Source organism: Streptomyces sp. NPDC048392 (assembly GCF_043200575.1).
Lineage (GTDB): Bacteria > Actinomycetota > Actinomycetes > Streptomycetales > Streptomycetaceae > Streptomyces.
The window spans coordinates 1-24,290 of record NZ_JBICYB010000040.1; the positions used below are offsets into that span (position 1 = coordinate 1).

Sequence of the window (24,290 nt, forward strand, 5' to 3'; positions counted from 1 at the left end):
ACTGGCGCCGCCGCCACCAGGCCCGATCCCAGGCCAGCCACTACCAGCGACAAGCCGCCCAGACATGAAGATCACGATCTACAGCTGGAGTACTAGGACCACATTCCGTCCCGTGCGGCGTGAGACCTCGTCGCTGAGATCGCGGATATTGGTGACGTGCGGGAGCCGCAGCTCGGCCAAGAGGTCAGGCCGGCGCAGCCTGCGTACAGACCACATTGATTTTCCTTGATCACTTACTGAACTAAGGCCGATTCACGCGCCAGTTGAGGGTGGCAACCCCTCGGATTTTCGTACGCTCTCGACGATCCCCAGGACGGCGTCCTTTCCGTCCGCGGAGACGTCGGATAGGCGAAGAAGAACGTTCTTGATCTTCGCGTCACGGAGCAGTGCGAGCAACTCCAGCTCCTGCACTGTCTTTTCGGCGACGGCATCATCGAACCAATAAGCGGGATCCACCCCGAAAAACCCTGCGAGCGCTTCGAGATGACGCTTCGTCGGGTTATCGCGCTGCCCGGTCCGCAGGAGCCACAGGTACTGCGCGGACAGCTTGCCCAGCCCTCGCTTTTCCATCAGCTCGGCCACTTCGGCGTTGCTGAAGGGGCCGCGATCGGGCGGGTGCACCGTATCGAACAGGCGGTTTAGGCGGTCCATGAGCCCCTGGGGGGTCACCTGGCCTTCGGTCGACTCTTCCATGATCCTTTTCTGGGTGGACTTCGTCGTCACTTCAACCACCACACTACCTCGCCATAAACACCAGTTGACGGCGCGATCCCGCGTATGGAAAGTTCTTCCTCACCAGCACGTTTCTGAGTGGCACGCACCGCCCATTTCGGGTCGGCCTGTCCGTTTCTACCGGCAGGAATGCTCCGGGCGACGTGGCGCGAGCCACATTTCCCTAGCGACATACGTCACGTCTGGCACACCAGGATTTGATCTTCGACCGGAAAGCGCGGAGGTGACCGTGGAAACGCCTCATCCACATCGTCTTCCTGTCGCGGGAGGTATCAGGCGCCCGCCGCAATTCGGACACAATGGCACGCTCTCGACGTTCGGGGCAACCGCGGCAACGGTGCTCCTCGACGCCAGGGGGCGGCCCGTACCGAGCCCTACGCGCGACATCGACCACCGATCACACGGTGACTCTCTGCTACCAGTACAGGGGTTAAGGGCCGAGCCTGGCCCGTGTCGCGGGTTCGTCCGTGCGCATGTGCCCGGGCAGCCACCAGCGCACTCCTGAGCCTCCGGCCGCCGGAGCGATCTATCCCGGCGAATCGGGCAAAGGATCACCGATGACGCCCCGGTGAGGCTTGGCTGGTTGGTCCAACAAACCGTGGTCGCATGAGACGCGACGGGGCGCTGCGATGTTCATCTCCGAGTCCGTCGGGGCAATCATGGCGCTGTCCGCGTCCCGGCCGGCCGCCCCCACCCGCAGGCGCAGGTGCCGACGCCCTCCCACACGACTTGTAGAGAGTCCTTTAGCAAGGTCTGGATCTTGCGCCACAGCCTGCATATGTTCGTCGTCCCCCGCCGGGCACCCCGCCCAGCAGCAGACGGCATAGGAGCCATATGCGGAACGCGCGATCCAGCAGGGCTGCATAGCCCCGAAAACAGCGACGGCGCCCATGGAGCCACTAACTCCCGGACGCCGGCCGCCTGACGGCACTCCCGCCCCGGCAAGGGCGGAGATTACCCACCTTTACCGCACCGGACCTTTCCTACGGGCACCCCGGCGCGGCTTTCACTACGGAGGAGAGTCTTACATGCCGCCTGCCCTGCGCAAAAGGTCGGTGCTCCCGGCCTGCGCGGCAGCCGCCCCCGCTCACCTGTCTCCCGCGTCGTCGACACCCATGCTCACGCGCCTCGTGAAGGCGGTGTCCCGATGAGCGGGCAGGCACGTAAGTGGGCCTGGGAGAGCAGCGCCAGCCGTGGCACGGCCCGCTTGGTCCTCCTGTCGATCGCCGACCGGATCCCCGACGAGCAGTGCGTCGCCTATGCGGGCCTCACCGAGCTGATGGAACGGACGCACGCCAGCCGTAACGCCGTGCGCGGCGCCCTGACCTCACTGATCGCGGGCGGCGACCTGGAGATATGCGCCGACTTTGAGGGCCCCCAGCACAGCACGGTGTACCGCATGCCGCGCCCCGCTGCCTGGCTCGCGAAGGTCGCGGCTGCCCAGAAGGCCGACCCCGAGCTGCGCGTCGAGGACGTCGAACCGCTGGCGGACACCGACCCCGCTCCCGACCTGGATGACCTGGACGAGGAGCGGCTGCGCAAGCACCGCATCTGCCGCAAGGCAGGGTCTGAATCGGGCCCCCCTCGCCAGAATCTGACCGGGTCGAAATCTGCACCCCCTCGTCAGAATCTGACCCCTCCCCGGGTCAGAAAACGACCCCCCTCCGGGTCAGAAACTGACCCCCAGAACTGTAGTGAACCGAAGGTGAACCGTAGGTACAGCAGCAGTAGTGCTGCCGGTCTCACCTCCGCCGCGGACTGGCAGGTCGACGCCGCAAGCCTGTCCTGGGCCCAGCAGCAGGGACACCTCGCACGCCTTGGCGAGCAGGGCCTCCAGGCCGCCGACGCGAAGTGGCGACACCACCGAGCCGCCTGGAGCGCTCGCTCCGCCGCCGCCTGGGCTTCCGACTGGCAGTCCTGGGTCGCCCGCGAGCACAGCCCCACACCCCAGCGCCCGAACCTCTACGCCCTGCCCGGCGGCTCTTCCGCGCCGCAGGCCGGCATGACCCGCGCCGAGGCGCACATGGCCGCCCTGCTCGCCGCCGTCGACGAACCGACTGGAACGGAGTAACTGCCTTGAACCAACGTGAAGTTGCTGCCGTACTCACCTACGTCGGCCGCCTGGACCCGCGCACGATCCGCACCGACGCGAGCGAGGCCCGCGACCAGCTCGGCATGTGGCACGAGCTGCTCGGCGACGTCCCGATGACCACCGCTCAGGGCTGGGACATCCGCGAGGCCGTCCGCAAGCGCATCGTCAGCTCGCCGTACCCGATCCTGCCGGCCGACGTAGCCCGCGAATGGCAGGCGCACCGCCGCGAACGTCTGGCCCGGCACACCGACCCGACCCCGTCGGCCGACCCGGACAATCCGCACGCCTGGCGGGCGGAGCTGCTGGCGGCGCGGGATGCCGTGGCTACGGGGCAGGCCGCCCCCTCGGCGCACCGCGAACTCACCGCCGGGCGACACCGGCCGGGGCTGAAGGACCAGCTGGCCGCCGTCGGCTCCTACATCCCGGCCACCGCCCGCGCCGAGCTGGCCCCCTACCGCCCGGCTCGCGCCGCCCGTGAAGCCGCCATCGCCGCTGGAGGCCCCGACGTGCTCAGCGTGCCGTGCGAGTGGTGCCACGCCGTCGAGGGTGAGCCCTGCCGCCGCCGGCGCATCACCCTCGACGGCGCCGCCCGGGGCAACGCACCGCTCGCCACCGCCCACCCCAGTCGCGTCGATCGCGCCCTGGCTGCCCAGGCCCCGGCGACTGCCGCCTAACGGCAGCCCGCTTTCTCCCAAAGAAACGTTCCGCCTCCGGTACGGCACCACGCCGTACCCCAAGCCCGCCTCGCAGCGCCCCGCCGCACCCCACCCACCTTCGGTGCCGACGACCCGCACCCCCCGAGGCGACTTCCGGAGACTGCCTTGCGCCACATCACCACCAACGACTCCCCGGCCTCGACCATCCGTGGCATCGCCGACCACAGCTGGCAGGCCCGGGGCCTGTGCCACAACATGCCGCCCAAGGTCATCGACGCGCTGTTTTTCCACGCGGCCCGCGACCGCGCGGCCATCGACGAGGCCAAGTCGATCTGCGGCCAGTGCCCGGTGAAGAAGGCGTGCTTCGACTACGCCCTCGACAACGAGATCAGGCACGGCATGTGGGGCGGCCTCACCGAGGACGAGCGCCGCCCCTGGCACGCCAAGGTCAACAAGCGCCTGGACTACAGCCGCGTCAAGGCGGCCTTCGAAGGGCGCGACATCCACCTCAGCGACGCCGAACGCGAGGCCGTCACCCGCCACGCGTACGCCCGCGGCTGGAGCCCCGAGCGCCTCGCCTTCACGCTGCGGCTCGACCTGGACTGGGCGCGTGACCTGATGCGCAACGCCGCCCACGCTGTCGCCGACCGCGACCGCTACTGGGACCAGGACGACGACACCGAGCCGGCCGACGACGAGACGGCCGAGGACGAGGACGCCACCTCGCCGGTGCAGGTGCCCCGCCAGGTTCAGACCCACTCCCTGATCGCCGCTCTCCGAAAGGCCGCATGACTCACCCCATCGCCATGTCTCTGCCCCTCGGTATTGATCCCGTCTACGCGGTCGCGGCTGTCGGGGTGCTCGCCCTGGTGCTGGCCGGATGGTCGATCCGACGCAACCGGACACGGGCAGGCGCCCCGCGCGCCGGCACTCCCACGGTCTGGGTCGCGGCCCTCGCGGCGCTGGGCTGCACGGCCTACAGCGCGGAGACCAGCTGGTTCTTCGCCGCTGACTACCTCGGCATGACCGGCACGGTGCAACGGGCTGCCTTCTTCTCCACGGCCGAGCTGGCGCTGTTCGCGAACGCTCTGCTGGCCCGCCAGAACCTGCGCAATCAAGGCGCGCCCGGCGTTCCGGGCACCCTGGTCTGGGTGCTCACCGGGGTGCAGATCATCCCGGCGTACGCCGAATCAGGGCCGGTCGGCGGCACCGTGCGAGCGATCGTCGGTCCGGTCATGGCGGCCATGCTCTGGCATCTGGCCATGGGTATCGAGCTGCGGCTGCACAAGCCGGACGCCTCCTCGCAGGGGCTGCTGGCGACGCTCGGGCGCGAAGTGCGGGAACGTCTCCTCTCCCGCCTGGGTGTCGCCACGCGGAACCGCGATGCCGCCCAGATCACCAGGGAGCGCGCCACTGAGCGGGCAGGGGCCCTCGCGTCCCGGCTGTCCAAGATGCCAGAGAAGGATCGCACGAATCGTCACGGGCGCCGGATCGAACGGCGGCTCGAGACGGCCCTTTCACGATCCGGGGTCGGCACCGATCCTGACCAGCGTCGTGCGCTTCTGGAGCAGCTGGCCGCCCGCCGGCATGCCGCGGCCCTCGCCTCAGTCGCCCTGCCGTCCCCTTGGACTCAGCCATCGTGGGAGCAGGGCGACCACCGTGGGGACCGGTCCCCTCGCGCTGCGGCCCCGGGAACTCGGATGACTCCCGAGGAACACGTGAGCCCGACGGGGACGGTCCTCGAGGCCGGTCCCCGAATCGCGGCCTCGATCGGGGACCGCTCTGTCGGGGACGCGGCCGACACGGGGACGGCGGCCGAGCCCGTTGGGGACGGTCCCCTCGCCGTCCCCAACGGCAACGGGGACCAGGAACACCCCGACACCGAAACGGGGACCGAGCCCAACGGGGACCGTCCCCACACCGTCCCCAACGACAACGGGGACCGCATCGGTGTGCGCGACTCGCGTCTGACCGGCCAGGGTGAAGAGGCGAAGGCGGAGGGCCCCGTCGTGGTCCCGGGGACCGGTGAGGCTGGCGATGGCGCGGGCGGCAACGTCCACGAAGTCGCAGCACAGAGGGACGGTGGCCCGTCCCCGGCGGCCGTCCCCAAAGACGACGAGGGCCGGGAACACCCCGACACCGAAACGGGGACCGAGCCCAACGGGGACCGTCCCCACACCGTCCCCCTGCGGCGCAAACAGCCGCAGAAGGGCTCCCGAAACCGTCCGGGCGCCGGGAAGGCCAAACGTCCGCGGAACGGGCCCCGGCTGACCGTCGAGCAGATGGTCGAGCGGGTTCGTCCCCACGTGCCCGCGCTGCTGGAGCGGGACGGCAACGCGTCGGTCACCCGTCCCCAGCTGCGAGAGATCCTCCGCGCCCAGAACATCCAGGGCGGCCGGAACGACCGCCTGACGCCGGTCCTGCAGCGGCTGCGGGACGAGGCGGCCACCACCACGACAAGGAGCACGGCCCGATGAAGACCTGCCATCGGTTCGCCACCATCAAGTCCGGCATTGAGCAGGACATCCGGTTCCTGCGCGGTCACTCCGAGCGTCATCGGGGGTCGACGTCGGCGAAGACGAGCGCGAAGAACGCCTTCTCGGTGAAGCGGAACATGGCGCGGGCCTTGAACCGGCACCTAGACCGCTGTCCCGAGTGCGGCTGACACCTGCAAAGGAGCAGGTCACGCGCCTGCCTCCGTATTCCGCCGGGTGGCCCGGCCTCGGTCGGGCCACCCACCCCCTGTGATGGAAGGATCGCCATTCCTGCCCGCAATCCGCGTACGCGCACCCCGTCGACCGCCGAGGCCGGCGCCTGGGCGGAAGTGCTCGTACGGCACGAGCTCCTGCACGCAGCCGTGCTGGCCCCCAACGGCCAGTGGCTCACCCAGGACCGCCCCGAGTCCCCAGTCCGCCTCCTCGACGGCCCGACCGCCATGGTCGAACTCGCCGCCGAGATCCAGCACCGCATCCGCACCACGAGGAACCCCACCCGATGACGAACCCGACGACACCCCCCACTCACGCGCACGGTGGGCCGGAATCCAACTCGACGTCACCGCGAGCAAGTTGGTGCGAGAGTAGTACTCCCGTTGGGAGTACTACTCTCGCGTCCTCCGCCCCGGGGGTGGCGGAGGCGGTCCAGCGCCGGGGGGCGCCGGACCGAGGGGATGCGGCCGAGGGCGGCCGGCATCCCCAGGAGGAGCAGACAGCCACCCACCCGTGCCACAACCCGCACTGCACGTACCACGCGAGCGCGCCGTCGAGCCAGCTACCCGCGCGCAACCGCACGCCGAAGACCAAGTCGAGCAAGCGCAAGCACCTAATCACCAGCCGCTTCAACGACGACGAGAAGCAGTCCGTCCTCGACGCCGCAGCCGCGTGCGCCATGACGCCGTCCGGCTTCCTGGCCCACGCAGCCCTCAGCGCCGCGCGCGACCTGACGCGCACGGCAGCCGAGATCGCCGGCGAACGCGAAATGCTCGCCGAGCTGTTCAGCCTGCGGCGGCACCTCGGACAGATCGGCAACAACGTCAACCAGGTTGCCAAGACGCTCAATTCAGGCGGTGACGCCCCGCACGCCGAAGCGGTCCTCTCCGCCGTACACCGTGCCGCTCGACGCGTGGACAACTTCACCCAGCACTACCTGGACAGCGAGCGCCCGGCTGCATGATCCCCAAAGTCCACGACATGGGCACGGACACCCGCGGCCTGGTGGCCTACCTGTACGGTCCCGGCAGGGACGAGGAGCACATCGATCCGCACCTCGTCGCCGCATGGGACAGCCAGGCACCCGACCCCGGCCGCGATCCGAAGGCCACGTACGGCGACCTGCAGCGCCTGCTCGACCAGCCCGTCATAGCGCTGCCCGAGAGCGCCAGGCCCGCCGAGCACGTATGGCACCTGTCCGTACGCGCCGCGCCCGAGGACCCGATCCTCACCGACGAGCAGTGGGCCGACATCGCCCGCCGCATGGTCGCCACCACCGGCATCGCCCCCGAAGGCGATGACGCCGCCTGCCGCTGGGCGGCCGTCCGCCACGCGGACGATCACATCCACATCGTCGCCACCGTCGTACGCGAGGACGGCCGCCAGGCCCGCATCCGCCAGGACGGCGCCCGCTCCCAGGCCGAAGCCCGAAAGGTCGAAATCGACTACGGGCTACGCCGGTTGAACGTCGGTGACGGAACCGCCGCCAAGCGCCCCACCAGCGCCGAACGCCACAAGGCGAACCGCCAGGGCAAGGAACGCACCCCACGCGAGGAGCTGCGCGAGACCGTGCGCCGCGCCGCAGCCGGAGTCGCCAGCGAGGAGGAGTTCTTCGACCGCCTGGCCGCCGCCGGCCTCCTGATCCGCCAGCGCACCGCACCCTCCGGCGACCTGCTCGGCTACAAGGTCGCATTGCCGGACGACCGCAACGAGGACCAGGAGCCGATCTACTATTCCGGCTCCACCCTCGCGCCCGACCTCTCCCTGCCCCGCATCCGCAAGCGGTGGGCTGCCGACGCCTCCGGTCACCACAGCGACGCCACCACGGACCGCTCCTCCGGCTCGCCCCGTATCAGCCCGTCGGCCGCTCGGCGGCAGGCGACGACAGCGGTCTGGCAGGCCGTGCTGATCCTCGACCAGGGCGACGACGGACAGATCGCCGCGCACCTCGCCGCAGCCGGCGAGGTCCTCGACGCGCTCGCCAAGACATCGGCCGCGCACACCCGCCGTGAACTGCGAGGTGCCGCCTGGGCGTTCGAGCGGGCGACCCGCTCCCACGTCCAGGCCGAGCGAGGCCACGACCGTGCCCTGCGTCAGGCTGCCCGCGATCTCGTCTACGGCGGTCCCGCCCTCGGCCGCGGGGAGGACGGTGCCACCACCGCCATGCTCATCGACATGGCGTTCTTCCTGGTCAGCGCCGCCGCCCACTGGCACGGGAAGAAGGAGCACGCCCAGCAGGCCGCTGCTGCCCGACAGGCCGCCGACCACCTGCGTGCCGCCTACCAGGCCGCCGCGCCGCTGCACCTCGGCGTGATGCACCAGCGCGGTCGCCGCCTGTCCCAGCCCCTCCAGCGCAAGCAGGCCGCCTATCTCCGACAGGCGGTGCCGGAGCTGGCCGGGCAGGTCCTCGCCGAGCCCGGCTGGTACGCCCTGGCCGCCACCCTCGTCGACGTCGAGAACGCCGGCCACGACCCCGCCGCGCTCCTGACGGAAGCCGTGGAGCGGCGCGAGCTGGAGACCGCAGAATCGATCAGTGACGTGCTGGTATGGCGGCTGCGGCGCATGGCTGATCTGCCCGCGGACGCCTCGACTGGGCCGGAGAGCGGTACGGCAAAGGCCGCATCGAAGGGACAGACGCGGAAGAAGGCGACGGCTCCGTCGCAGAACGCCTCGGCCAAGCGGAGCGGCACGAGAGAACCCCGGCGCTGAGCACCGCGCTTACAGCGCCGAGGCGCACACCGCGATGACCACGGTGGCGCCTGCGATGCACAGCATGACGGTGCGCGCCTCCGGCACCCGGCGATCCCGCAGTTCAGGCTGCGGATCGCGGGTGCCGGAGCACCGGCAGCCGGTCGCGTGCTCCATAACCGGCGACTCCAGCCAGTACGCGCCGCTCAGCTGCGTCGGGAACGTTGAAGAACCTGTGCCTCGCATGCTCGGGGCAACGCCCGTCCGCCCAAAACGGCACGTGCCGCAACCGATCTGGAATGAAAACAGAGGCCCACGCCCCGCCCGCAGGTGCCGTGCCGAAGTCCTCCGGCAAGTCGTCCGCGTTCAACATTTCTAGAGTTGCAGCAGGTCAGGGGATTGCGGCACTCTCCTCGTGCAGGCGAGACGAGAGAGATGGAGGCGGCATGTTCCGACGCAACCGTGCGGACCGAGAATTCCGTGAAGCCCAGCGGGCCGGCCAGGCAGTGCTGGCGATGCACACCGAGCTGCCGCTGCCGGACTGCCCCGGCCCCCGCGCAGCGCCGGCACCTGCCGCGCCGGAGTCCACGGTGGTGCCCGACTTCCTGCCGGCAGACTTCCGGGCGCCGTCCCGCCAGGACGTCTCGGGGTTCATGATGCGCTGGGACCTGCCGCTCGTCATCGACGGCGAAGTCCACCAGTGCCACTGCGGCGCGTACCGGAACTGGATCGTCTTCAACATGCGTGACGACTCGGTGTGGCTGCGCTGCGAGGCCGGCCACGAGGCCAAGGAGTCCCGCCTGGACACCGCCTGGTACAACCGCAACTCCGGTCCGGTCGACCACTTCCACGCCACCCTCGACGAGGGCCTGCGCCACCTCGGCCACTGAAGTCGCGAAACCCCTTCCCCACCCCTGCGTTCGTCGGCACCCGGAGGACCGACCTGGTCAGACCATCCATCTCGCATCACAAGGGGTTTTCGCATGCGCCGTTCCACCACGACCGCCCTCGCCCTGAGCGCCCTCACCATCCTCGCCCTGACGGGCTGCTCCCGCAGTACCGAGCCCGCCGACACCTCGGCCGCGTCCTCCGCGCCCGCACACCGGGGCGGTAACAGCGCCACCGCGTCCGCGCCGCTCTCGTCGGCCAAGCTGAACGAGCGGCTGCTGAACGAGAGCAACCTGGGCGAGGGCTACACCCGCAAGCCCCAGGCCGCTGACCAGCACGACGACGTCACCGTCATCGGCTGCCCGGAGCTGGAAGAGCTCGGCAGCGACGCGGCCACCGGAGCCACCCTCGACTTCACCCGCAAGGCGAAGGCGTCCTTCACCTACGCCGGCAGCACCAACTCCGAGGTGAGCGAGGAGCTGTACAGCGACAGCGCGACGAAGCTGTCCAACGGGATCGGGAAGGTCTTCAACGCGATGGTCTCCTGCCCGTCCTACCAGGTGGCGTCGGGCAGCACCGTCATCGACATGGGCGCGCAGAAGACGGCCGCGCCCGACCTCGGCGACGAGCAGTGGAGCCAGCTGCTCACCTACTCCGCCGGCGGGCAGCGCAGCGTCGTCAAGCAGACGGCGATCCGCTCCGGCAACGTCCTGGTGATCGTCTCCGGCTCGCCGGGCCTCGTGGACGCCCACCTGGACAAGGCGCTCACCAAGGCCCGCACCGCACACTGACCCGCTCCACCGTCCGAAACCCCGGTGTCCGGGCCTGTCCGTCCGACAGGCCCGGACACCGGGGTTTCGGCTTATGAGCCGATCAGCCCGCCAGGCGCAGTTCGCCAGGCTCGTAGCGCAGTTGGAATGTCTGCGCGTGCTCCCCGTCCATCCAGTACAGGGTCATGGTCGAGAGCATGCTTCTTTTCACATACCGGGTTCGTGAGGGCATTCCTTCGTCCTGTTCGACGATCCAGGATTCCACCCGTTCCGGCAGGCTGAACCTCAACGCGTATACGTCCGGGTGCTCGGCCGAGCGCAGTTCCCAGACGGGATGCGAAGCCGACTGAGGCAGTCGCCGCACGCGCACGGCGTGCGTGGGGTGTTCTCTCGCGTAATTCACGAAACCGTACAGGTCATTCGACGCCAGCCCCAGAACGAACGGTGCTGCGGGAAAGGCCAGCACAAGACCCAACGTGGACCGGCTGTGCAGCGCCTGGGCGAGTTCATCGAGCGGCTCGCGGAATTGATCGGGCAGGTATGCGTCCTCGGCGTACATATCCAGCAGTGGGCCGCGAAGGTACGCGCGTATCTGGTGCACCTTCGGCCGCTCGCCCGCGGGCGCGGCTTCGAGCGCTGCGTGAATCGTGTCGGCCGCGATCCGGACAAGGTTCCGCAGTACGGCGAAGTCCGGAGCGGAGAGGTCGATCAGGGATATCTGATGGGCCAGCGCGTAGTCCTGGGCTTCCTTGCTGAAGCCCGACGTGGAGAAGATCGCGTAGTTGTAGCGGTACCGCGTCCTCGGCCGGCCCGTACCCGCAGCGGTGAGCGTAGTGGTCTCGCCTTCGTTCACGTCGTGAATCACGCCGTGACCGTTGCGCACGGTCGGCAGACCTACGCGCGTCGAGGTCAGATACTTCGCCTCGACGAACAGGCGGACAGGCAGCGAGAACGGCGGGACGTACCGGAACTGCCCGAGCGCGTCGACCTGGTGCCACGCCCCGCGCCCACGGACCAGCAAGCCATTCTTGTCCTCTTTAAGGACCTTCCAAGGCTCTTTGTCCTTATCGTCGTTGGCCGTGAGCACTTCGAAGCCGCTGGATCGCAGCAACCAGGCCAGCACCTCCTCCAGGAGGTAGCCGCGCAGTGGTCCTTTACCTATCAGTTTGACTGCCACGGGAGCGATCCTATTCAGGGCCCGGTTCCTGGATTCACGGCGCCGCCGCCTCCCCGACGCGGGTACGCCGAAGGCCCGGCGGTTCCGCTCCCGAGGAGAGAGTGGAACCACCGGGCCTGGAGGGGCGGGCATCACCCCATGTATCCCGTTCTTCGACCGCCCGCGATCGGCGTCAGCTGCGGTGGACGACGGTGAGGCGGTCCTCCGCGCCTTCGGGCAGCCTCCGGCGCGGCACCGGGCCAGGTGCGGCCAGCGAGGAGGCGAAGGCGGCGACCAGCTCGTGCGGGGCGCTCGCGCTGAAGCTCGCACACCACAGGTACGGCGCTCCCAGCACGGGTTCCGCCCATGCCTGCCACCCCAGAAGGTCGTCCCGGGGGTCAGCGTCGTGGATGAGCGGCGGAAGCATCTCGAGCGAGACGCTGGCGGAGAAGCCGGGGTCCGTCGCGGTCGTGCAGGGACGGTCCATGTCGCGCAGCCAGCCCCGCGCGCCGAGCGCGGTGAGCACCGACTCGGCGCCCTCGAACCCCGCATCGGGTGTGGCGCAGGCGTCGAGTGCGAGCAGGAGGTCGGCGAGGGCCTCGTGCGGGACGCCGGCAGTGAAGTAGGCGTTCCACTCGGTCAGCGCCGAGGCGGCGTGGGGACGGGCCGACAGCTGCCAGGCCACAGGGAGTCCGCCCAGCTCGAACGGGTAGGCGGCGAGGATCCACTCGGCGCCGCGCAGTCCGTCCGGGCTCACGTAGAGCAGGGTGTTGCGGGAGGTCGGCCACATGCGCCAACCGAGGCCGGTCAGGGTGTCGCCGATCCGCTCGGCAAGGACTCCGTCATCGCCGGCCAGGTGGCGCGGAGTGACCCAGTACAGCGGGTCCGGCGAGTCGGGGTGGGAGGGCTCGATGGGGTGGTGCGGGTGCAGGGGCGCCTCCGTACGTTCGGGGATGGATCACTGGCCGGTGTTCGGCCCGGTCGCGCCGCGTCGGCGGCGTCGGGGCGCCTCGGCCGGCTCCTGCCAGGTCAGAGCCACAGCCACCGCAGGCGGCAGGGGGCCGAACTGCTCGGCCTCCTCGGACTCAGCGATGTAGACCATCGGCCGGCCGCGCTCGTCGACTGTGTTGTGCACAGCGCCCAGGCGGTGGGCCATGGGGAAGAAGGGGTTGATGGCGAGCCGGACAGGCGTGTCGCGGTCACAGGCGGACAGCAGGTCGAGGATGTCGCCGACGGTCATCTCGGGCGAGTGCGGGTCCAAGGCGTTCTCCTAGCGGTGGCGGACAGGGCCGCGAGAGCAGAGGCAGCGTACGCGTCACGTACGGAGAGAAGGGGACTGCAGGTCACAGGGGCCGGGAGGTGGCCATGACCCGGGCCACGACAGCGGCGACAATCTCGGCCGGCGTGTCCGTACCGAAGGCCATCCGGTACCCCGGCATACCCGCGGTACCGGTGACGGCGATCACCCAGCCCTCGCCCGTCACCCAGTCCTCATCGGCACCGCCGGGCCGGCCGTCCGGGAAGCAGCCGAGATAGAACCGGCCGTCGCGCGAGCTGACGTGCACGTCGGCCCGGTCATCCACGATGTGGGTGAAGTCGGCGTCCGTGAACTGGTCGATCACGTCCATCGGCTGGCCGGCGCCCAACTTCCAGGTGCGGAGCCGCAGGGCCGCGACCGTCGTGGCGAATTCAGGTTGCGCCACGTTCAATGCCACAGCATCACCTCTCTGACCTCGGGTTTTCCGGGAAGGTCGTTTAGGTTGACATGCCGGAGCGGCGTCCACCAGTCCTTTGGGTGATCTTCCTCGTCTGCCACGGGCGAACTTGTCCGCTGTCACTTGTGGGATCTCGGAGGCGTGCCCAAATTCCGCGGCCGATGCCCACCCATGGCCGATTGCTCACGGATCTGAGGCTTTCTGGCCGCTCTGTGCGCTCTGGGGGATGAGGGCGAGGTGGCGCAGCCCTCCTCTGGACAGTCGTTCGACAGTCCGGACTCCCGGCTGCTCCCGGTGAGCGCCTACCTCGGTGCCAGGCTGCTGCCCCATGAACACGTCGGGTTGGGGATCTATACCACCACCGTCGCGTTGGAGACGCGTCTAGGGTGTCGCCTCATGACGCTGCTGATCGTGGGTGGATCCGGATTCCTGGGCACCGAGCTCGTCCGGCAAGCTGTATCGGCGGGGCACCCGACGGCCGCGACCTATACGACCAGGCCCGGCAGCGCTCCGGGGGTTACTTGGCGCTCCCTCGACCTGCGAGATCCAGGAAGCGCGGAAGCCGTCGTGGCCGAGGTGAACCCCCGCGTCATCGTTAATGCATCGAGTGGCGGGGCCGACTGGGCAGTCACAGCCGAGGGACCCGTCCGCCTCGCGATCGCCGCGGCGAAGGCCGGATGCAGAATGATCCACGTATCCAGCGACGCCGTCTTCTCCGGCAAGAGCCATGTTCCCTACGACGAACACTGCAGGCCCGACCCCATCACCCCGTACGGAGCGGCGAAGGCTGCCGCGGAGACGGTGCTTCTGCTCCATCCGGACACCGCCGTGGCCCGCACCTCGCTGATCATCGGCGACGGACAGTCCGAGCACGAACGCACCGTCCATGAAATGGCCACCGGCACCCGCGAAGGCGTCCTCTTCACAGACGACTTCCGATGCCCGGTCCACGCGAGCGATCTGGCCGCAGCGCTCCTCGAACTCGCATCGGGCGACACGACCGGCGTCCACCACCTCGGTGGGAACCGGGCTCTCAGCCGACACGAGCTGGGCGTGCTAATCGCCCGACGCGACGGACTCGACGCATCGCGACTGCCCACCGGCCTACGGGCCGACAGCGCCCTTCCCGGGCCCCTCGACATCCGCCTCGACAGCCGCTCGACACAGCGCAAGCTGCGCACCACACTGCGTGGTGCGCACCAGTTCCTCGCCCCCACGGCCTGAACGCCGCAGCCGGAGCAGATGACGCTGCCGACTGGTGAACGGTTGGTCAACCGGCCGTACTGTGCTCGGTCCCCGGCACCGGGGGCAGCCAGTGAACAGCGTTATCTCGGAAGGACACGTGGATCGGCACGAGGTCTGGGCCGCAGGTGTCGTCGAGAGCGGTGACGTTGATGCCAATCTCCGGGATATCGCTTTCGATCGCCGCGAGGCGGCTGCCGCAGGTCGGGCAGAAGCCGCGTTTCGCCTCGCCTTCGAAGGTCTCGTACCAGGTCGGCTCGCCGCCTTCACCGGTCCAGGTGACCGTCTGGAATCCCACCCACCACATCACCGGTGTACCGCCGAGCTTTTGACAGTGGCGGCAGGCACAGGTGTGGGGGAAGACAGCTGGGCCTCGGGTGGTGAAACGGATACGGCCGCACAGACAGCCGCCGGTACGTTGCCCGGCTGTTTCGGCTCCCTGGGCGTCGGCGGCGGGGGTGGCGTTCATAAGGTGATCTCCCGGGATTTCAGCAAGTTGGGCCCTCAGCGTGCCATCGCTTCTATGGTCGCCAGGGCGCTCTTAGTACGGCCCTGGGACTGGTGGGCTCGCATGTTCGGTGCCGCGTGTCCATTCATATCGACGAACGGCCGCCCCTCGCGGGCGGGGATGCGGGGCAGCAGGGCGAGCCGGGGACCTGAAGGCACCGCCCACCGTCCACCAAGCCGATTCCGACAACTTCCACCCGAACGCACCATGAAGCCCCTGCCCAACAGCCCGGGAATCTGTCAACGAGACCATCCCTCCTATGCTCCGGCCGTGCTCTGTCAACGGCCACCGAGGCGCCCAGGTGGGGGTCGTGGGACAGCCGGGCGGCGGCGATTGCGGTGGAGCGCGGCCTCGGGGACCGTCAGTGCGCCAGTCTGAGACGTGCCGACTCTGTGGCATGGGAGGCGGCTTCGATCAGTCCGAGTTCTCCGGCGAGAGTTCCCACGAAGGCATCGACCGCCTCGATCGCGTGACTTTCCATCGTGTCGGGCTCTGCGAAGTACGCCGCGAACTCTCCTGCACCGATGGTTGCCATGGCGGGCCGGCTGGCCTGGTAGTCGGCCCAACTCGGCCTGTATACGCTGCGTACTCGGTCGAGTTCGGTTTCGTCGATTTCCTCGTGCCGGAGGCTGCGAAAGGTTTGCTGGCGGGCCTTCCACATGGCGATGTGGTGCTGGATAGAGATCGGCCCGAATGGGCCAGGAAGCGCTCGTTCGATCCTCGGCATACCCGGCTGAGTCGACCAGGGCGAGTTCAGCTCCGTGAGGACTGAGGTCAGTCTGGTGATGTCGATCCGCCCGGTCCGCTCGCCCTCCTCAATGACGAGCTGGGCGGCGCGCCGTTGCTTATGGGTGGCTGAGGGGTGGGCAAGTTGCTCGACCAGGGTGCGAACGTTCTGGCCTCGTCGGACGGCGGTGGTCTGCCCTGCGGCGCGTGCATGGGTACGCCAGGCTCGGCGCGCCTGCGGGGTGGGCACGATCGTGTCGTCGATCAGCCACAGGAACAGCACGACGCGGATTAGAGCGCGCTGCGGGATGCGCCCCAGGGGGGAGCGCTCCCGGGCCTCAAGAAGTCTGGTGAACAACTCGCGTTGCTCGGACGGGAAGATCCGCGGATCGCTGCCGTGCGCGCTGGTCTTGCGCGGCTCGGGGTTGGCTAGCATGCCGTCCTCGACCCAGGAGGTCACCATTCTGGGACTGGCTTTCACACCCATCGCGAGCGCGTCGGCGACCAGGTCGGCCGACGTTCCCTCGGTCCACGTGGTGGCCTGATCGCCTTTCATGGGGCCGAACTTACATCGAGATTCGAACCCTGAAAGCTGCGTTCAGCACACGTCACCCGTAAGGCTTGGGTCCAGCAGAAACTGCGCCCCGCACCGTATCCCTGCCAGGAACACGCGGTGCGGGGGCAGCCGACACATCCCCTGAACGGAGACCGTCATGTCCCACCGTACGCACCGCCCCGCCCCGAAGCGGCGACGCGCCCGCCACCGTCTTGTCGTGGGCCTTGGGCAAGCAGCGCTCTACGCCGCTACCGCCACGTTGGCCGGCGGGCTGGTCCGCGAACTCCTCCACCTGGTCCACATGTCTGTCTCCTCGTGCTGACCTGAGCAACAGGGAGATGTCGCGTCCGTGCCAGCCGTGCGCGGCATCTCAGCAGCGTCCGGCTACGGGAACCGACTCGATCGGGCTGTCCACCCCACGCGCCCACGCAAAAGCCCCCGGAATCATGGAATCCGGGGGCCTTCAGCGATGTGGGCGGGCAGGTTAGTTTTCGTCGGTGGAGTCGTCCGTACGACGTCGGCGGGCCACGAAGAGGGCACCTCCGCCGGCGGCGATCAGCACTCCGGCGCCGCCGATCATCCACGGGGTGGCGTCCGCGCCGGTGTGCGCAAGCGAGCCCGCGGGGGTGGGGGCCGCGGTGCTCGACGCGGTCTCGTCGGTGGTCGGGGTGTCCGTGGCCGAAGCCGAAGCCGACGGGGCCGGGGTGTCCTCGTCCTTGCCGGGCTTGCCCGGCGTGGGCCGGTCACTCGGCTTGTCGGTGGGCTTGCCGCTCGGCTTGTCGGTGGGCTTCTCCGTGGGCGGCGGGGTGGTGGCGGTCTTGGCGTTGGTGACGGTCACTGTCACGGGATCGCCCGGCTTGGCCTTGAACGCCTTCGACGGCTTGTAGATCTCGTAGCCGTCGGGCGCCTTGACTTGCTTGACCCAGAAGTCGCCGCTGGTACGGGAATTGAGGGGCAACTTGCCGCTTGCCGTGCCGTCGGAACCGGTGGTCAGCGTCAGGAGGGTCTTGTCGCCGCTGCCGATGTTGACCGTGGACCCGGCCAGCAGCTTGCCGGTCTTGTCGTCCTTGGCCTTCAGCAGGACCGAGGCGTCCTTGAACGGATCCACGATCGTCAGGGGCGTGTCGGCGCCGGGAGTGACGATCACGTCCTGGTCGTCGACAGTGTCATGCAACGGGCTGCCGCTGGAGGTCTCCTTGAGACGGTAGACCCCGGGAGCGAGGTCCTGCAGGGCGAGCTGTCCCTGGGCGTTGGTCTTGCCGCTGGCGGCCTCCTTCCCCGCGGAGTCGAAGAGAGTGAAGGCCGCCCCGGCGAGGACGTCGCCGCCGGGGTCCTTCTTCAGGATGGCCACACCGCCGGACTCCGTCTCGGCCGCGCTCTTCGGAGTCGAGGACGCGGAAGCGGACGGGGTGGGCTCGGGGCTCTGGGCCGAGGCGGTCGGCGCCCAGGACAGGCTGCCGGTCATGGTGGCGGCGACGGCCACAGCAGCTGGAAGGGTGCGAACGGAGCGGATGCGCAAGTAGGGACTCTCCAAGGGAACACGTGCGGTTGATGGAGCAGGGTGGTGATTCAGCGGGAGCGGCCAGGCGCCGGACGCGGAGGTGCTGTCGCCGGGGCGGCCGGTGAACGGGAAGGCGCGGTGATCGCGTATCTGCGGGCTGCGGCACGGACGAGCTGCTGTTGCTGCTGTACGGGCAGCTGCTCGATGCCGGACAGGCCCTGGGCGATGGCCAGACCGAAGGGGGAGCCGGCGTCGATGCCGGCGGCCTGCACGATCTGCGCTGCGGCCTCGGCTTCGACAAGGACGCCGTAGGTGCTGGGGACACCGAGCATGTGCTCGGCGTGGTCACGGGCACCGCCGAGGACTTCGGTAAGCGGGGCGTCGTCATCGTTCAGACAGTCCTCGACGATGTCGAGGAGGGTCAGCGTCGCGCTGTGCAGCCGGTCACGGAACGCAGGATCCGTGATCCAGAATCCGTTCGGGCCCGACGGCGGAGGCGGGCCAGAGACCGCGGTGGCCGGCGGTGGCTGTCGGTGCGAGGGGAACCATCGGGGCGGGGACATCCGGAACTCCGTGGCGAGGTGGGTGGTCAGCGGCTGCGGGGCGAAAACGCGGTGGTGGGTGTGGGCTGGGCGACCGGTCGGGCTGGCGGTCGGGACACGGCAGGCTCCGGGAACCAGACGTGGACGTACTGCTCGATCGCGGTGCGCAGCCCCGTACCGTCCGCGCCGTGCCACGGCGGCTGGCTGCTGTTTGCGTGCCAGTCCCGGATGACGGCGTAGCCGTCGCGGCCGGCCACGAGCCCGCGGGCGGTGTCGCGGCGTTCAAAGGAGCCGTGGTCGGCGAAGCGAAGGATCACGGTGTCGAGGACACCCTGCTCGGGGTGGACGACACGCAGGCGCAGCCCGTCGTACTCGCCGTGGCGGATGGTCGGGGCGAATCCGATGCACAGCCGCAGCTCCGAGTTTGGCTGCGGGGCTGCGTACAGGGCATCGCCGACGATGGCGTACTGGTAGAAGGGCAGTTCGAGGACGTCATCGAAGAACTGCTGTGCGTGAAGGGGCACATGACCTCACAGGCAAAGGGGGCGATCTGGCAGGTCAGCGGCGCGGGCTGGAGGGACGGGCGGGCAGGAGCGCTGAAGGGGTCGTGGTGGTGCTCCAGCGCGGGACGCTGCGCGTGGTGAGTGCGGGACGCCGTCTCGGCGCGGTGCGGTGGACGTCGAGGGGTGTGGGAACCGGGGGCGGCGGCGGTGTGACGGGCACGAGCTGGGCGTGATCACGCAGTCCGCGCGACAGGAAGTCCTTCCAGCGCGGCAGCGGCGCGGGGTCGGACACGCTCTGGGTGATGGCCTTCACCAGCGGCGTCGGGGTGTTGGTGGAGGCGGTGGCGTACCAGCGGGCGTTTCCGTTCTTCGGGCCGCCCCACATGTACCAGCGGGCCTCCAGCGTGGTGAGTTCCCTTTCCGCGTCGAGCCGGCCGGTGGCGTATTCCAGGCCGGCCATCCCGTCCGGGGTCTGCAGTTCCATCACACCCCACCGTGGATGCTGGATCTGCCAGCCGCGGTTGATCAGAGGGGCGACCGCGTTGAAGGCGGCGAGTTCGGGGTCCGTGGGGTCGGGCTGGGCGAGGTAGTGCTCGGTCCCGTCCTGGTATGCCTGTGCCAGGGCCGTGGTGAAGGCGGTGACGAACTCGGTGGGGCAGCTGTCGTTGAAGCTGACGCCCCAGGCGGGCGGCCCGAAGCGATCCACGTAGGCGTTGATACGCCACAGTCCGTCGTCGTCGCCTTCGGGCAGGAAGCCGAGACGGACCTTGTGGTCGGGGGCGTTGAGGTAGGCGTTACCGAGGTCGTCGTGGGTCAGCTCCCAGCCGAGCTGCATCAAGGGCTCAAGGGCGGGGTCGCCGATGCCGGTGGTGCCGGCCAGGTAGCGGGGGAAGACGTAGACATCGCCGTCGATGTCGAGGTCGGGATCGGTCAATTGGACATCCGGGAGGGTCGGGGCGGGCGCGCGGGGAGGCTCTAGGCGGGGGTGACCTGGACGGCCAAGTGCCGGTACGCCTCAGTGGAGCGGGCCTGCGCGTCTGCGGCGTTGGCGCCGGTGGTGATCAGGTAGCCGATGCGGGCGGTGAACATGTCGCCGCCGTCCTGCGGCAGGACGAGGCGGTCGCCGACTTCCCGCTGGAAGCTGACGCGCTCGAGCCAGGGGAACTCGTCGTCGAGGCGGCGCTCGGTGAGGGTGCCGGAGTAGGCGGGGTAGACCAGCCGGATCGCCGCCGCCCGGCTGCGTGTCGAAGTGAGGTCAGGAGCCAGTCCGCAAGCCACGTCAGCGGCGGCGCGGGGCAGGTCGACGCCGGTGGCCAGGCGCACGAGGTGGCCGATCATGTCGCCGCCCAGGCGGGCGTTGACCTCGACCAGGCGTGGGCGCCCGTTCACCAGGCGCATCTCGACGTGCTGGACGCCGTCGGTGATGCCGAGCGCCTTGACGGCTGCCGCCGCGACGGGGGCGACCTGGGCGAGCAGTGGGTCGGCCGCGTCGACGCAGTGGGCGACCTCTTCGAAGAACGGCGGGTCGCCGAGGGTCTTGCGGGTGACGCCGACCGCGGTGGTGTGGCCGCGGTACGTGACGCACTCGACGCTCACTTCCGGGCCGTCGAGGAATTCCTCCACCAGGACGTGGGTGCTTTCGATACCGTCGCGCGCTCCCGCCGAGGCGAACTCGAAGCCGGCGGGCAGTTCCTCCACGCGGTCCACGCGGATGACGCCGATGCTGGCGGCGCGGGCAGCGGGCTTGAGGACGATGGGGTAGCCGATGGTCTCGGCGGCAAGCGCTGCCTCCAGCAGTGTGCGTGCGGTCATGGAGGAGGCCGAGGGGACTCCGTGCCGGGCGAACAAGGTGCGGGCGGTGGCCTTGTTGCGGGCCGCCTCCATCACCTCCGGGCTGTTCGTGGGCAGGCCGAGCCGGCGTGCGAGGCGGGCGGTCTGGGTGAGGTACCACTCGGTCCACGTCGCCACCCCAGCCAGCTGGTGGCGGTCGGCCAGGGCCCGACCGGCCTGGGCGAGCGCCTCGGCGTCGTCGGGGTCGGCGATCTCGAAGTCGCTGATGAATTCCTTTTCCCACGTGGGCTCGCCGGGGGTGATCAGCACGATGTCGTAGGACGCGGCGACGCTTTCGAGACAGTAGCCGCGGTACGCCTGCGCCTCCGATCCGGAGGTCGTCGTGACGAGGATGGTGCGAGAGGGCAAGGAGGGACTCCAAAGTGGCTGAGCTGAGGCGTAGTTGAGAGATGACGCGCAGGAGTTCAGGGGGTGCGGCGACGGCGCAGCTCGAAGGCGGGAGCCCAGTGGGGGTGGTCCTCGATCAACTTGCGGGCGTAGAACGCGGTGTAGTTGTTGTTGAGGCCGCGCACGCCCTGGGGCAGCCGCCACCGCAGTTCTTCGAAGAGGCCCTTGAGCCCGATGCAGGTGGCGCCGGCGGCTATCCGCTCGGCGGTCAGCCGCTCCAGGGCCCAGTAGACGTAGGGGTGCTCGCAGTCGAAGGCCAGGAACTGGTCGGTGAGCGTGGGCCGGGAGCCGGCGCGAAGCGAGGGACGAAACACCGGCAGTACGGTCTGGGTCGCCGTGGCGTCGGTCGTGGGCATCGGATGGGTCTCCAAGGTGAACGGTGGGGCGGCCGGCAGGTCAGGCGAGGGAGGCGCGCAGGCCGGGAAGGGTGCGCAGACGCGCGAAGGCGATGAACAGGCCGAGGGCCTGCAGAACGGCGCAGCCTGTGACCACGTGGCCGAGCAGGGTGGGCGGCACAGCGGCAATGAGGACGCCGGCCACCGGAAAGGGCAGCAGGAGGACGAGGATCGTCAACGAGAGGGTGCTGCCGAACACCTCGGCGGGGATGAGATGGGAGCGCAGGGTGCGCAGTACGACGGTCATGCCGCCCTCGCTGGCCATGAGCACCGCGATCAGCACGAGGTACGCGGTGTAGGTGTGCGTCAGTGAGACGGCCAGGCAGGCGCTGGCGGCGATGGAGGCGGAGAGAGCGCCGACCGGCCATAGGCCCCACCGGTCGATGGCGCGTCGGCAGACGGCGACCGTGACCAGTGTTGCTGCGGCGGCTACGGACCAGATCACACCCACGTCGGCGCTGGAGTGCCCGAGCTGCTTGACCACGATGACCGGGGCCGCGGCCTGGAGGAGGCCGACTGCCAGGTTCGACAAGGTCAGCCCAGTGATCAGCCAGGCCAGCGCGGGGAGCGACTTGAGCGTTGTCCAGCCGGTGTGGAGCCCCTTGAGGATGGGCTCCGGAGCGGTGGTGCGCTGCTGGGCGGGTTGCCGGGGGGCGAACGCGCAGGCGAGGAGGGAGAAGGCGGCGATCGTGGTCAGCATCCCGGATGCCCCGGCCTGCTCCAGGAGCAGGCCGGCGAGTGCGGGGCCGGCCAGGGTGCCGACCTGGTCGATGCCGAGCAGTACGGACTGCACGCGGTGGGCACGCTCGCCGGCCGCGCGGCTGGCCACGCCGCCCGCGGTTTCGGCGGCGATGTAGGAGAACTCTGTGAGCACGCCGGTCAGGGCGGCGAGCGCCATGACCGTGATGGTGGTGCTGAGACCGCCCTGTAGTTCGGGCAGGGCCAGCGCGGCGGCCAGGACGACGACTGCTCGTGTCCCGGAGGCGAGGCGGAAGACGCGGGTGGTGCCGTAGCGGTCGGTCATCGCCCCGGCGAGGGCGAAAGCGCCGAGGCGCGGGATCCACTCCAGCGTGAACGCGAGACCGGTCAGTGCGGCGGAGTTGGTGGTGGCGAGCACCAACAGGGGGATGCCGTACGTGGTCATGGCGAACGCGCCGGCGTCCATGCTGCGGGGCAGGTAGATGCCGCGCAGCAGGGTGGGGACCGGGCGGCGGGCATGCCGCGGTCCGACACGGGTTCTCACGCAGCGCGCCCGCCTTCCGCCGGCTCCTGAGAGGAGCGGGCGTCGGCGTGATCCAGGGCGCGGGGGTTGGACTGCAGCCAGTCGGTCAGGGCATTGCGAGGTACCGATGGCTCCGGCATCGGCCCGCTCGGGTGCGGGTCGCGGCTGTGCAGCTGGAGGGTGTGCTGAACCCGGGTGACGAAGTCGACGGTGGGGGCGGGGAATTGGCGGGCGCGGGCCCAGCGGGCCGCGGTGTCGTAGACCTCGGCGAGGGCCTCGCCGCTCTCGGTGAGCCGGTAGCGGTCGGGGGTCGTTTCGTCGGAGTGGACCAGGTGGAGGGCGCGGGCGGTGTCGATGGCGTGGCGCAGTTGCCCGGGAGTGAGGTCGCCGAAGGCACCTTGCAGGCTGCCGCGCCGGTGGCTGATGGGCCCGTTGTCGTCGATCTCGGTGATCAGGCGTATCAGGCCCGGCAGGGTGAGGGTCCGAATGGCGCGGCGTTCGTTCAGGAGGCTGTCGGGCAGGGCACGGGTCATCGGCGCGGGCCTCCTGTCGGGGAGACCGGACGGGCGTGTATCTGGTGGGAGAAGAGGTCGCCCGTTTTCCACGCCGGGCTGTCCGGGGCCGTGGTGGTCAGGGCGGGGCCGGCGGACCGTACTGCGGGAGCTGCGGGTGTCGTACGCCGCGACGGGGTGGTCGCCCAGGGGCCGGAACGGTTCTGCGACGGGGCCGGGCCCTGTCCCCGAGGCCGACGGGCATCGGCCTCGGCGGGCGGGGCGGCGGCCCAGGCGGAGATCGCCTGGAAGACGGGGGAAAGTGCCCGGCCGCTGACGGACAGCTGGTAGTCCCCGGAGCCGCCGGCCGTGATGAGGCCGTCGGCGGCAAGTCGCTCCAGCGGCTTGTAGACGGCGGTCAGCCCGTAGCCGGGCATGGCTTCGGTGGCCAGGGTCTTGGCGGTCGCGCTGCCCCGGGCCTGCAGGGACCACAGGATCGGGGCGGCGTGCCGCGGCGCGATCAGGGCGAGCGCGTCGTCGATGTTCTGGGCCGGCGGGATCCGCTCGGGTTCCATCTCGCCGGTGGTCTTGTTGGAGACCATGTCCTTCTCCAGATACGTGTCGCCCCAGGACGCGATCGTGGCGAGGACCGGCATCAGAGCAGCGCCGCGGCTGGTGAGGCCGTAGGTGACGTGGCGCGGGGCGTACTCCGTGCGCTCGACCACGCCGGCGCTGGTGAGGTGGCGCAGCCGGGGGTGGAGCTGGCCGTCCGCGAGCCACGGGAGCCGGGGCTTGATCTCGGCGTAGCGCAGTGTCTGCGAGGAGAGGGTCATCAGCACCCACACGCTCCAGCGCGGGGCGAGGAGATCCAGGGTCTTGGTGACGCCGGAGAGGTCGTGCGATGCGGAGGGGGGCGGCGCGGTGGTGGCCAAGGAAGGGGCTCCTCAAGCGGTGCGAGTGG

29 protein-coding genes are annotated in these 24,290 nt (G+C 69.8%); 12 read left to right on the forward strand and 17 right to left on the reverse strand.

The annotated features are described in order from the left end of the window. Positions 1 to 252 precede the first annotated feature (252 nt). Positions 253 to 723 (reverse strand): XRE family transcriptional regulator, encoded by a 471-nt coding sequence (locus ACGFYH_RS32305; RefSeq protein WP_311659085.1) that lies wholly within the window; start codon positions 721 to 723, stop codon positions 253 to 255. Positions 724 to 1,879: 1,156 nt separating this feature from the next. On the opposite strand from ACGFYH_RS32305, the gene ACGFYH_RS32310 reads away from it, so the two are divergent. From ACGFYH_RS32310 to ACGFYH_RS32345, 8 genes are all read left to right on the forward strand, one after another. Beyond that, positions 1,880 to 2,803, forward strand: a complete 924-nt coding sequence (locus ACGFYH_RS32310) for a helix-turn-helix domain-containing protein (RefSeq protein WP_393806723.1) — start codon at positions 1,880 to 1,882, stop codon at positions 2,801 to 2,803. Between the two features lie 5 nt (positions 2,804 to 2,808). After that, positions 2,809 to 3,498, forward strand: a complete 690-nt coding sequence (locus ACGFYH_RS32315; protein WP_393806724.1) for a hypothetical protein — start codon at positions 2,809 to 2,811, stop codon at positions 3,496 to 3,498. 147 nt (positions 3,499 to 3,645) lie between these two features. Then, positions 3,646 to 4,272, forward strand: a complete 627-nt coding sequence (locus ACGFYH_RS32320) for a WhiB family transcriptional regulator (RefSeq protein WP_393806725.1) — start codon at positions 3,646 to 3,648, stop codon at positions 4,270 to 4,272. A gap of 14 nt (positions 4,273 to 4,286) precedes the next feature. Next, on the forward strand, positions 4,287 to 5,957 hold the full coding sequence (locus ACGFYH_RS32325; protein WP_393806726.1) for a hypothetical protein: 1,671 nt from the start codon (positions 4,287 to 4,289) through the stop codon (positions 5,955 to 5,957). Then, complete coding sequence (locus ACGFYH_RS32330) at positions 5,954 to 6,145, forward strand: hypothetical protein (RefSeq protein WP_393806727.1); 192 nt, start codon at positions 5,954 to 5,956, stop codon at positions 6,143 to 6,145. Before ACGFYH_RS32325 ends, ACGFYH_RS32330 begins: the two co-directional genes overlap by 4 nt. Positions 6,146 to 6,304: 159 nt before the next feature. After that, positions 6,305 to 6,478, forward strand: coding sequence for a hypothetical protein (locus ACGFYH_RS32335; protein WP_393806728.1), 174 nt, complete (start codon positions 6,305 to 6,307; stop codon positions 6,476 to 6,478). A 128-nt stretch (positions 6,479 to 6,606) separates the two neighbouring features. After that, positions 6,607 to 7,152: a plasmid mobilization protein gene (locus tag ACGFYH_RS32340; protein ID WP_393806729.1), complete on the forward strand. Its 546-nt coding sequence runs from the start codon at positions 6,607 to 6,609 to the stop codon at positions 7,150 to 7,152. Next, a complete protein-coding gene (locus ACGFYH_RS32345) occupies positions 7,149 to 8,897 on the forward strand; it encodes a relaxase/mobilization nuclease domain-containing protein (protein WP_393806730.1) in 1,749 nt (582 codons plus the stop codon). Before ACGFYH_RS32340 ends, ACGFYH_RS32345 begins: the two co-directional genes overlap by 4 nt. A gap of 9 nt (positions 8,898 to 8,906) precedes the next feature. Here ACGFYH_RS32345 and ACGFYH_RS32350 read toward each other — a convergent pair whose 3' ends face one another. Then, a complete protein-coding gene (locus tag ACGFYH_RS32350; RefSeq protein ID WP_310870693.1) occupies positions 8,907 to 9,053 on the reverse strand; it encodes a hypothetical protein in 147 nt (48 codons plus the stop codon). Positions 9,054 to 9,322: 269 nt separating this feature from the next. Here ACGFYH_RS32350 and ACGFYH_RS32355 point away from each other — a divergent pair, with 269 nt between their 5' ends. Both ACGFYH_RS32355 and ACGFYH_RS32360 read left to right on the forward strand, forming a co-directional pair. Then, complete coding sequence (locus ACGFYH_RS32355; RefSeq protein WP_393806731.1) at positions 9,323 to 9,766, forward strand: hypothetical protein; 444 nt, start codon at positions 9,323 to 9,325, stop codon at positions 9,764 to 9,766. A 93-nt stretch (positions 9,767 to 9,859) separates the two neighbouring features. Then, positions 9,860 to 10,555, forward strand: coding sequence for a hypothetical protein (locus ACGFYH_RS32360; protein ID WP_393806732.1), 696 nt, complete (start codon positions 9,860 to 9,862; stop codon positions 10,553 to 10,555). 82 nt (positions 10,556 to 10,637) lie between these two features. On the opposite strand, the gene ACGFYH_RS32365 is transcribed toward ACGFYH_RS32360, so the two are convergent. From ACGFYH_RS32365 to ACGFYH_RS32380, 4 genes are all read right to left on the reverse strand, one after another. Continuing rightward, complete coding sequence (locus tag ACGFYH_RS32365) at positions 10,638 to 11,711, reverse strand: hypothetical protein (RefSeq protein WP_310870696.1); 1,074 nt, start codon at positions 11,709 to 11,711, stop codon at positions 10,638 to 10,640. 172 nt (positions 11,712 to 11,883) lie between these two features. After that, entirely contained in the window at positions 11,884 to 12,570 is a 687-nt protein-coding gene (locus ACGFYH_RS32370; RefSeq protein ID WP_393806766.1) for a DUF317 domain-containing protein, read from the reverse strand. A gap of 78 nt (positions 12,571 to 12,648) precedes the next feature. After that, positions 12,649 to 12,930 carry a hypothetical protein gene (locus tag ACGFYH_RS32375; RefSeq protein ID WP_393806767.1) on the reverse strand — a complete coding sequence of 94 codons (282 nt, stop codon included), beginning with the start codon at positions 12,928 to 12,930 and terminating at the stop codon, positions 12,649 to 12,651. Between the two features lie 103 nt (positions 12,931 to 13,033). After that, positions 13,034 to 13,405 (reverse strand): DUF317 domain-containing protein, encoded by a 372-nt coding sequence (locus ACGFYH_RS32380; protein WP_393806733.1) that lies wholly within the window; start codon positions 13,403 to 13,405, stop codon positions 13,034 to 13,036. A gap of 396 nt (positions 13,406 to 13,801) precedes the next feature. Between ACGFYH_RS32380 and ACGFYH_RS32385 the strand changes: the two genes are divergently transcribed. After that, the gene (locus tag ACGFYH_RS32385; RefSeq protein ID WP_393806734.1) at positions 13,802 to 14,629 is read left to right on the forward strand and encodes an SDR family oxidoreductase; all 828 of its coding nucleotides are present in this window, start codon (positions 13,802 to 13,804) and stop codon (positions 14,627 to 14,629) included. Positions 14,630 to 14,675: 46 nt separating this feature from the next. Here ACGFYH_RS32385 and ACGFYH_RS32390 read toward each other — a convergent pair whose 3' ends face one another. The 3 genes from ACGFYH_RS32390 to ACGFYH_RS32400 form a co-directional block, all read right to left on the reverse strand. Next, positions 14,676 to 15,116 carry a GFA family protein gene (locus ACGFYH_RS32390; protein ID WP_393806735.1) on the reverse strand — a complete coding sequence of 147 codons (441 nt, stop codon included), beginning with the start codon at positions 15,114 to 15,116 and terminating at the stop codon, positions 14,676 to 14,678. A gap of 400 nt (positions 15,117 to 15,516) precedes the next feature. Continuing rightward, a complete protein-coding gene (locus ACGFYH_RS32395; RefSeq protein WP_393806736.1) occupies positions 15,517 to 16,437 on the reverse strand; it encodes a hypothetical protein in 921 nt (306 codons plus the stop codon). Between the two features lie 484 nt (positions 16,438 to 16,921). After that, the gene (locus ACGFYH_RS32400; RefSeq protein WP_393806737.1) at positions 16,922 to 17,788 is read right to left on the reverse strand and encodes a SpaA isopeptide-forming pilin-related protein; all 867 of its coding nucleotides are present in this window, start codon (positions 17,786 to 17,788) and stop codon (positions 16,922 to 16,924) included. Here ACGFYH_RS32400 and ACGFYH_RS32405 point away from each other — a divergent pair. After that, the gene (locus tag ACGFYH_RS32405) at positions 17,781 to 17,960 is read left to right on the forward strand and encodes a hypothetical protein (RefSeq protein WP_239987848.1); all 180 of its coding nucleotides are present in this window, start codon (positions 17,781 to 17,783) and stop codon (positions 17,958 to 17,960) included. The two genes, ACGFYH_RS32400 and ACGFYH_RS32405, sit on opposite strands and share 8 nt — an antisense overlap. A gap of 46 nt (positions 17,961 to 18,006) precedes the next feature. Here ACGFYH_RS32405 and ACGFYH_RS32410 read toward each other — a convergent pair whose 3' ends face one another. Genes ACGFYH_RS32410 through ACGFYH_RS32445 form a run of 8 tightly spaced genes read right to left on the reverse strand, consistent with a single transcriptional unit; the run spans position 18,007 to position 24,261 of the window. Continuing rightward, on the reverse strand, positions 18,007 to 18,501 hold the full coding sequence (locus ACGFYH_RS32410; protein WP_393806738.1) for a hypothetical protein: 495 nt from the start codon (positions 18,499 to 18,501) through the stop codon (positions 18,007 to 18,009). 26 nt (positions 18,502 to 18,527) lie between these two features. Continuing rightward, a complete protein-coding gene (locus ACGFYH_RS32415; protein ID WP_393806739.1) occupies positions 18,528 to 19,004 on the reverse strand; it encodes a hypothetical protein in 477 nt (158 codons plus the stop codon). A 34-nt stretch (positions 19,005 to 19,038) separates the two neighbouring features. Beyond that, the gene (locus ACGFYH_RS32420) at positions 19,039 to 19,917 is read right to left on the reverse strand and encodes a DUF317 domain-containing protein (RefSeq protein WP_393806740.1); all 879 of its coding nucleotides are present in this window, start codon (positions 19,915 to 19,917) and stop codon (positions 19,039 to 19,041) included. A 41-nt stretch (positions 19,918 to 19,958) separates the two neighbouring features. Then, complete coding sequence (locus tag ACGFYH_RS32425; RefSeq protein WP_393806741.1) at positions 19,959 to 21,182, reverse strand: ATP-grasp domain-containing protein; 1,224 nt, start codon at positions 21,180 to 21,182, stop codon at positions 19,959 to 19,961. A gap of 56 nt (positions 21,183 to 21,238) precedes the next feature. Next, positions 21,239 to 21,577, reverse strand: coding sequence for a hypothetical protein (locus tag ACGFYH_RS32430; protein WP_393806742.1), 339 nt, complete (start codon positions 21,575 to 21,577; stop codon positions 21,239 to 21,241). A 40-nt stretch (positions 21,578 to 21,617) separates the two neighbouring features. Beyond that, positions 21,618 to 22,859 (reverse strand): MFS transporter, encoded by a 1,242-nt coding sequence (locus tag ACGFYH_RS32435; protein ID WP_393806743.1) that lies wholly within the window; start codon positions 22,857 to 22,859, stop codon positions 21,618 to 21,620. Further along, positions 22,856 to 23,371, reverse strand: a complete 516-nt coding sequence (locus ACGFYH_RS32440) for a hypothetical protein (RefSeq protein ID WP_393806744.1) — start codon at positions 23,369 to 23,371, stop codon at positions 22,856 to 22,858. Before ACGFYH_RS32440 ends, ACGFYH_RS32435 begins: the two co-directional genes overlap by 4 nt. Next, positions 23,368 to 24,261 (reverse strand): winged helix-turn-helix transcriptional regulator, encoded by an 894-nt coding sequence (locus ACGFYH_RS32445; protein ID WP_393806745.1) that lies wholly within the window; start codon positions 24,259 to 24,261, stop codon positions 23,368 to 23,370. The genes ACGFYH_RS32440 and ACGFYH_RS32445 overlap by 4 nt, the downstream gene beginning before the upstream one ends. Between the last annotated feature and the right edge of the window lie 29 nt (positions 24,262 to 24,290).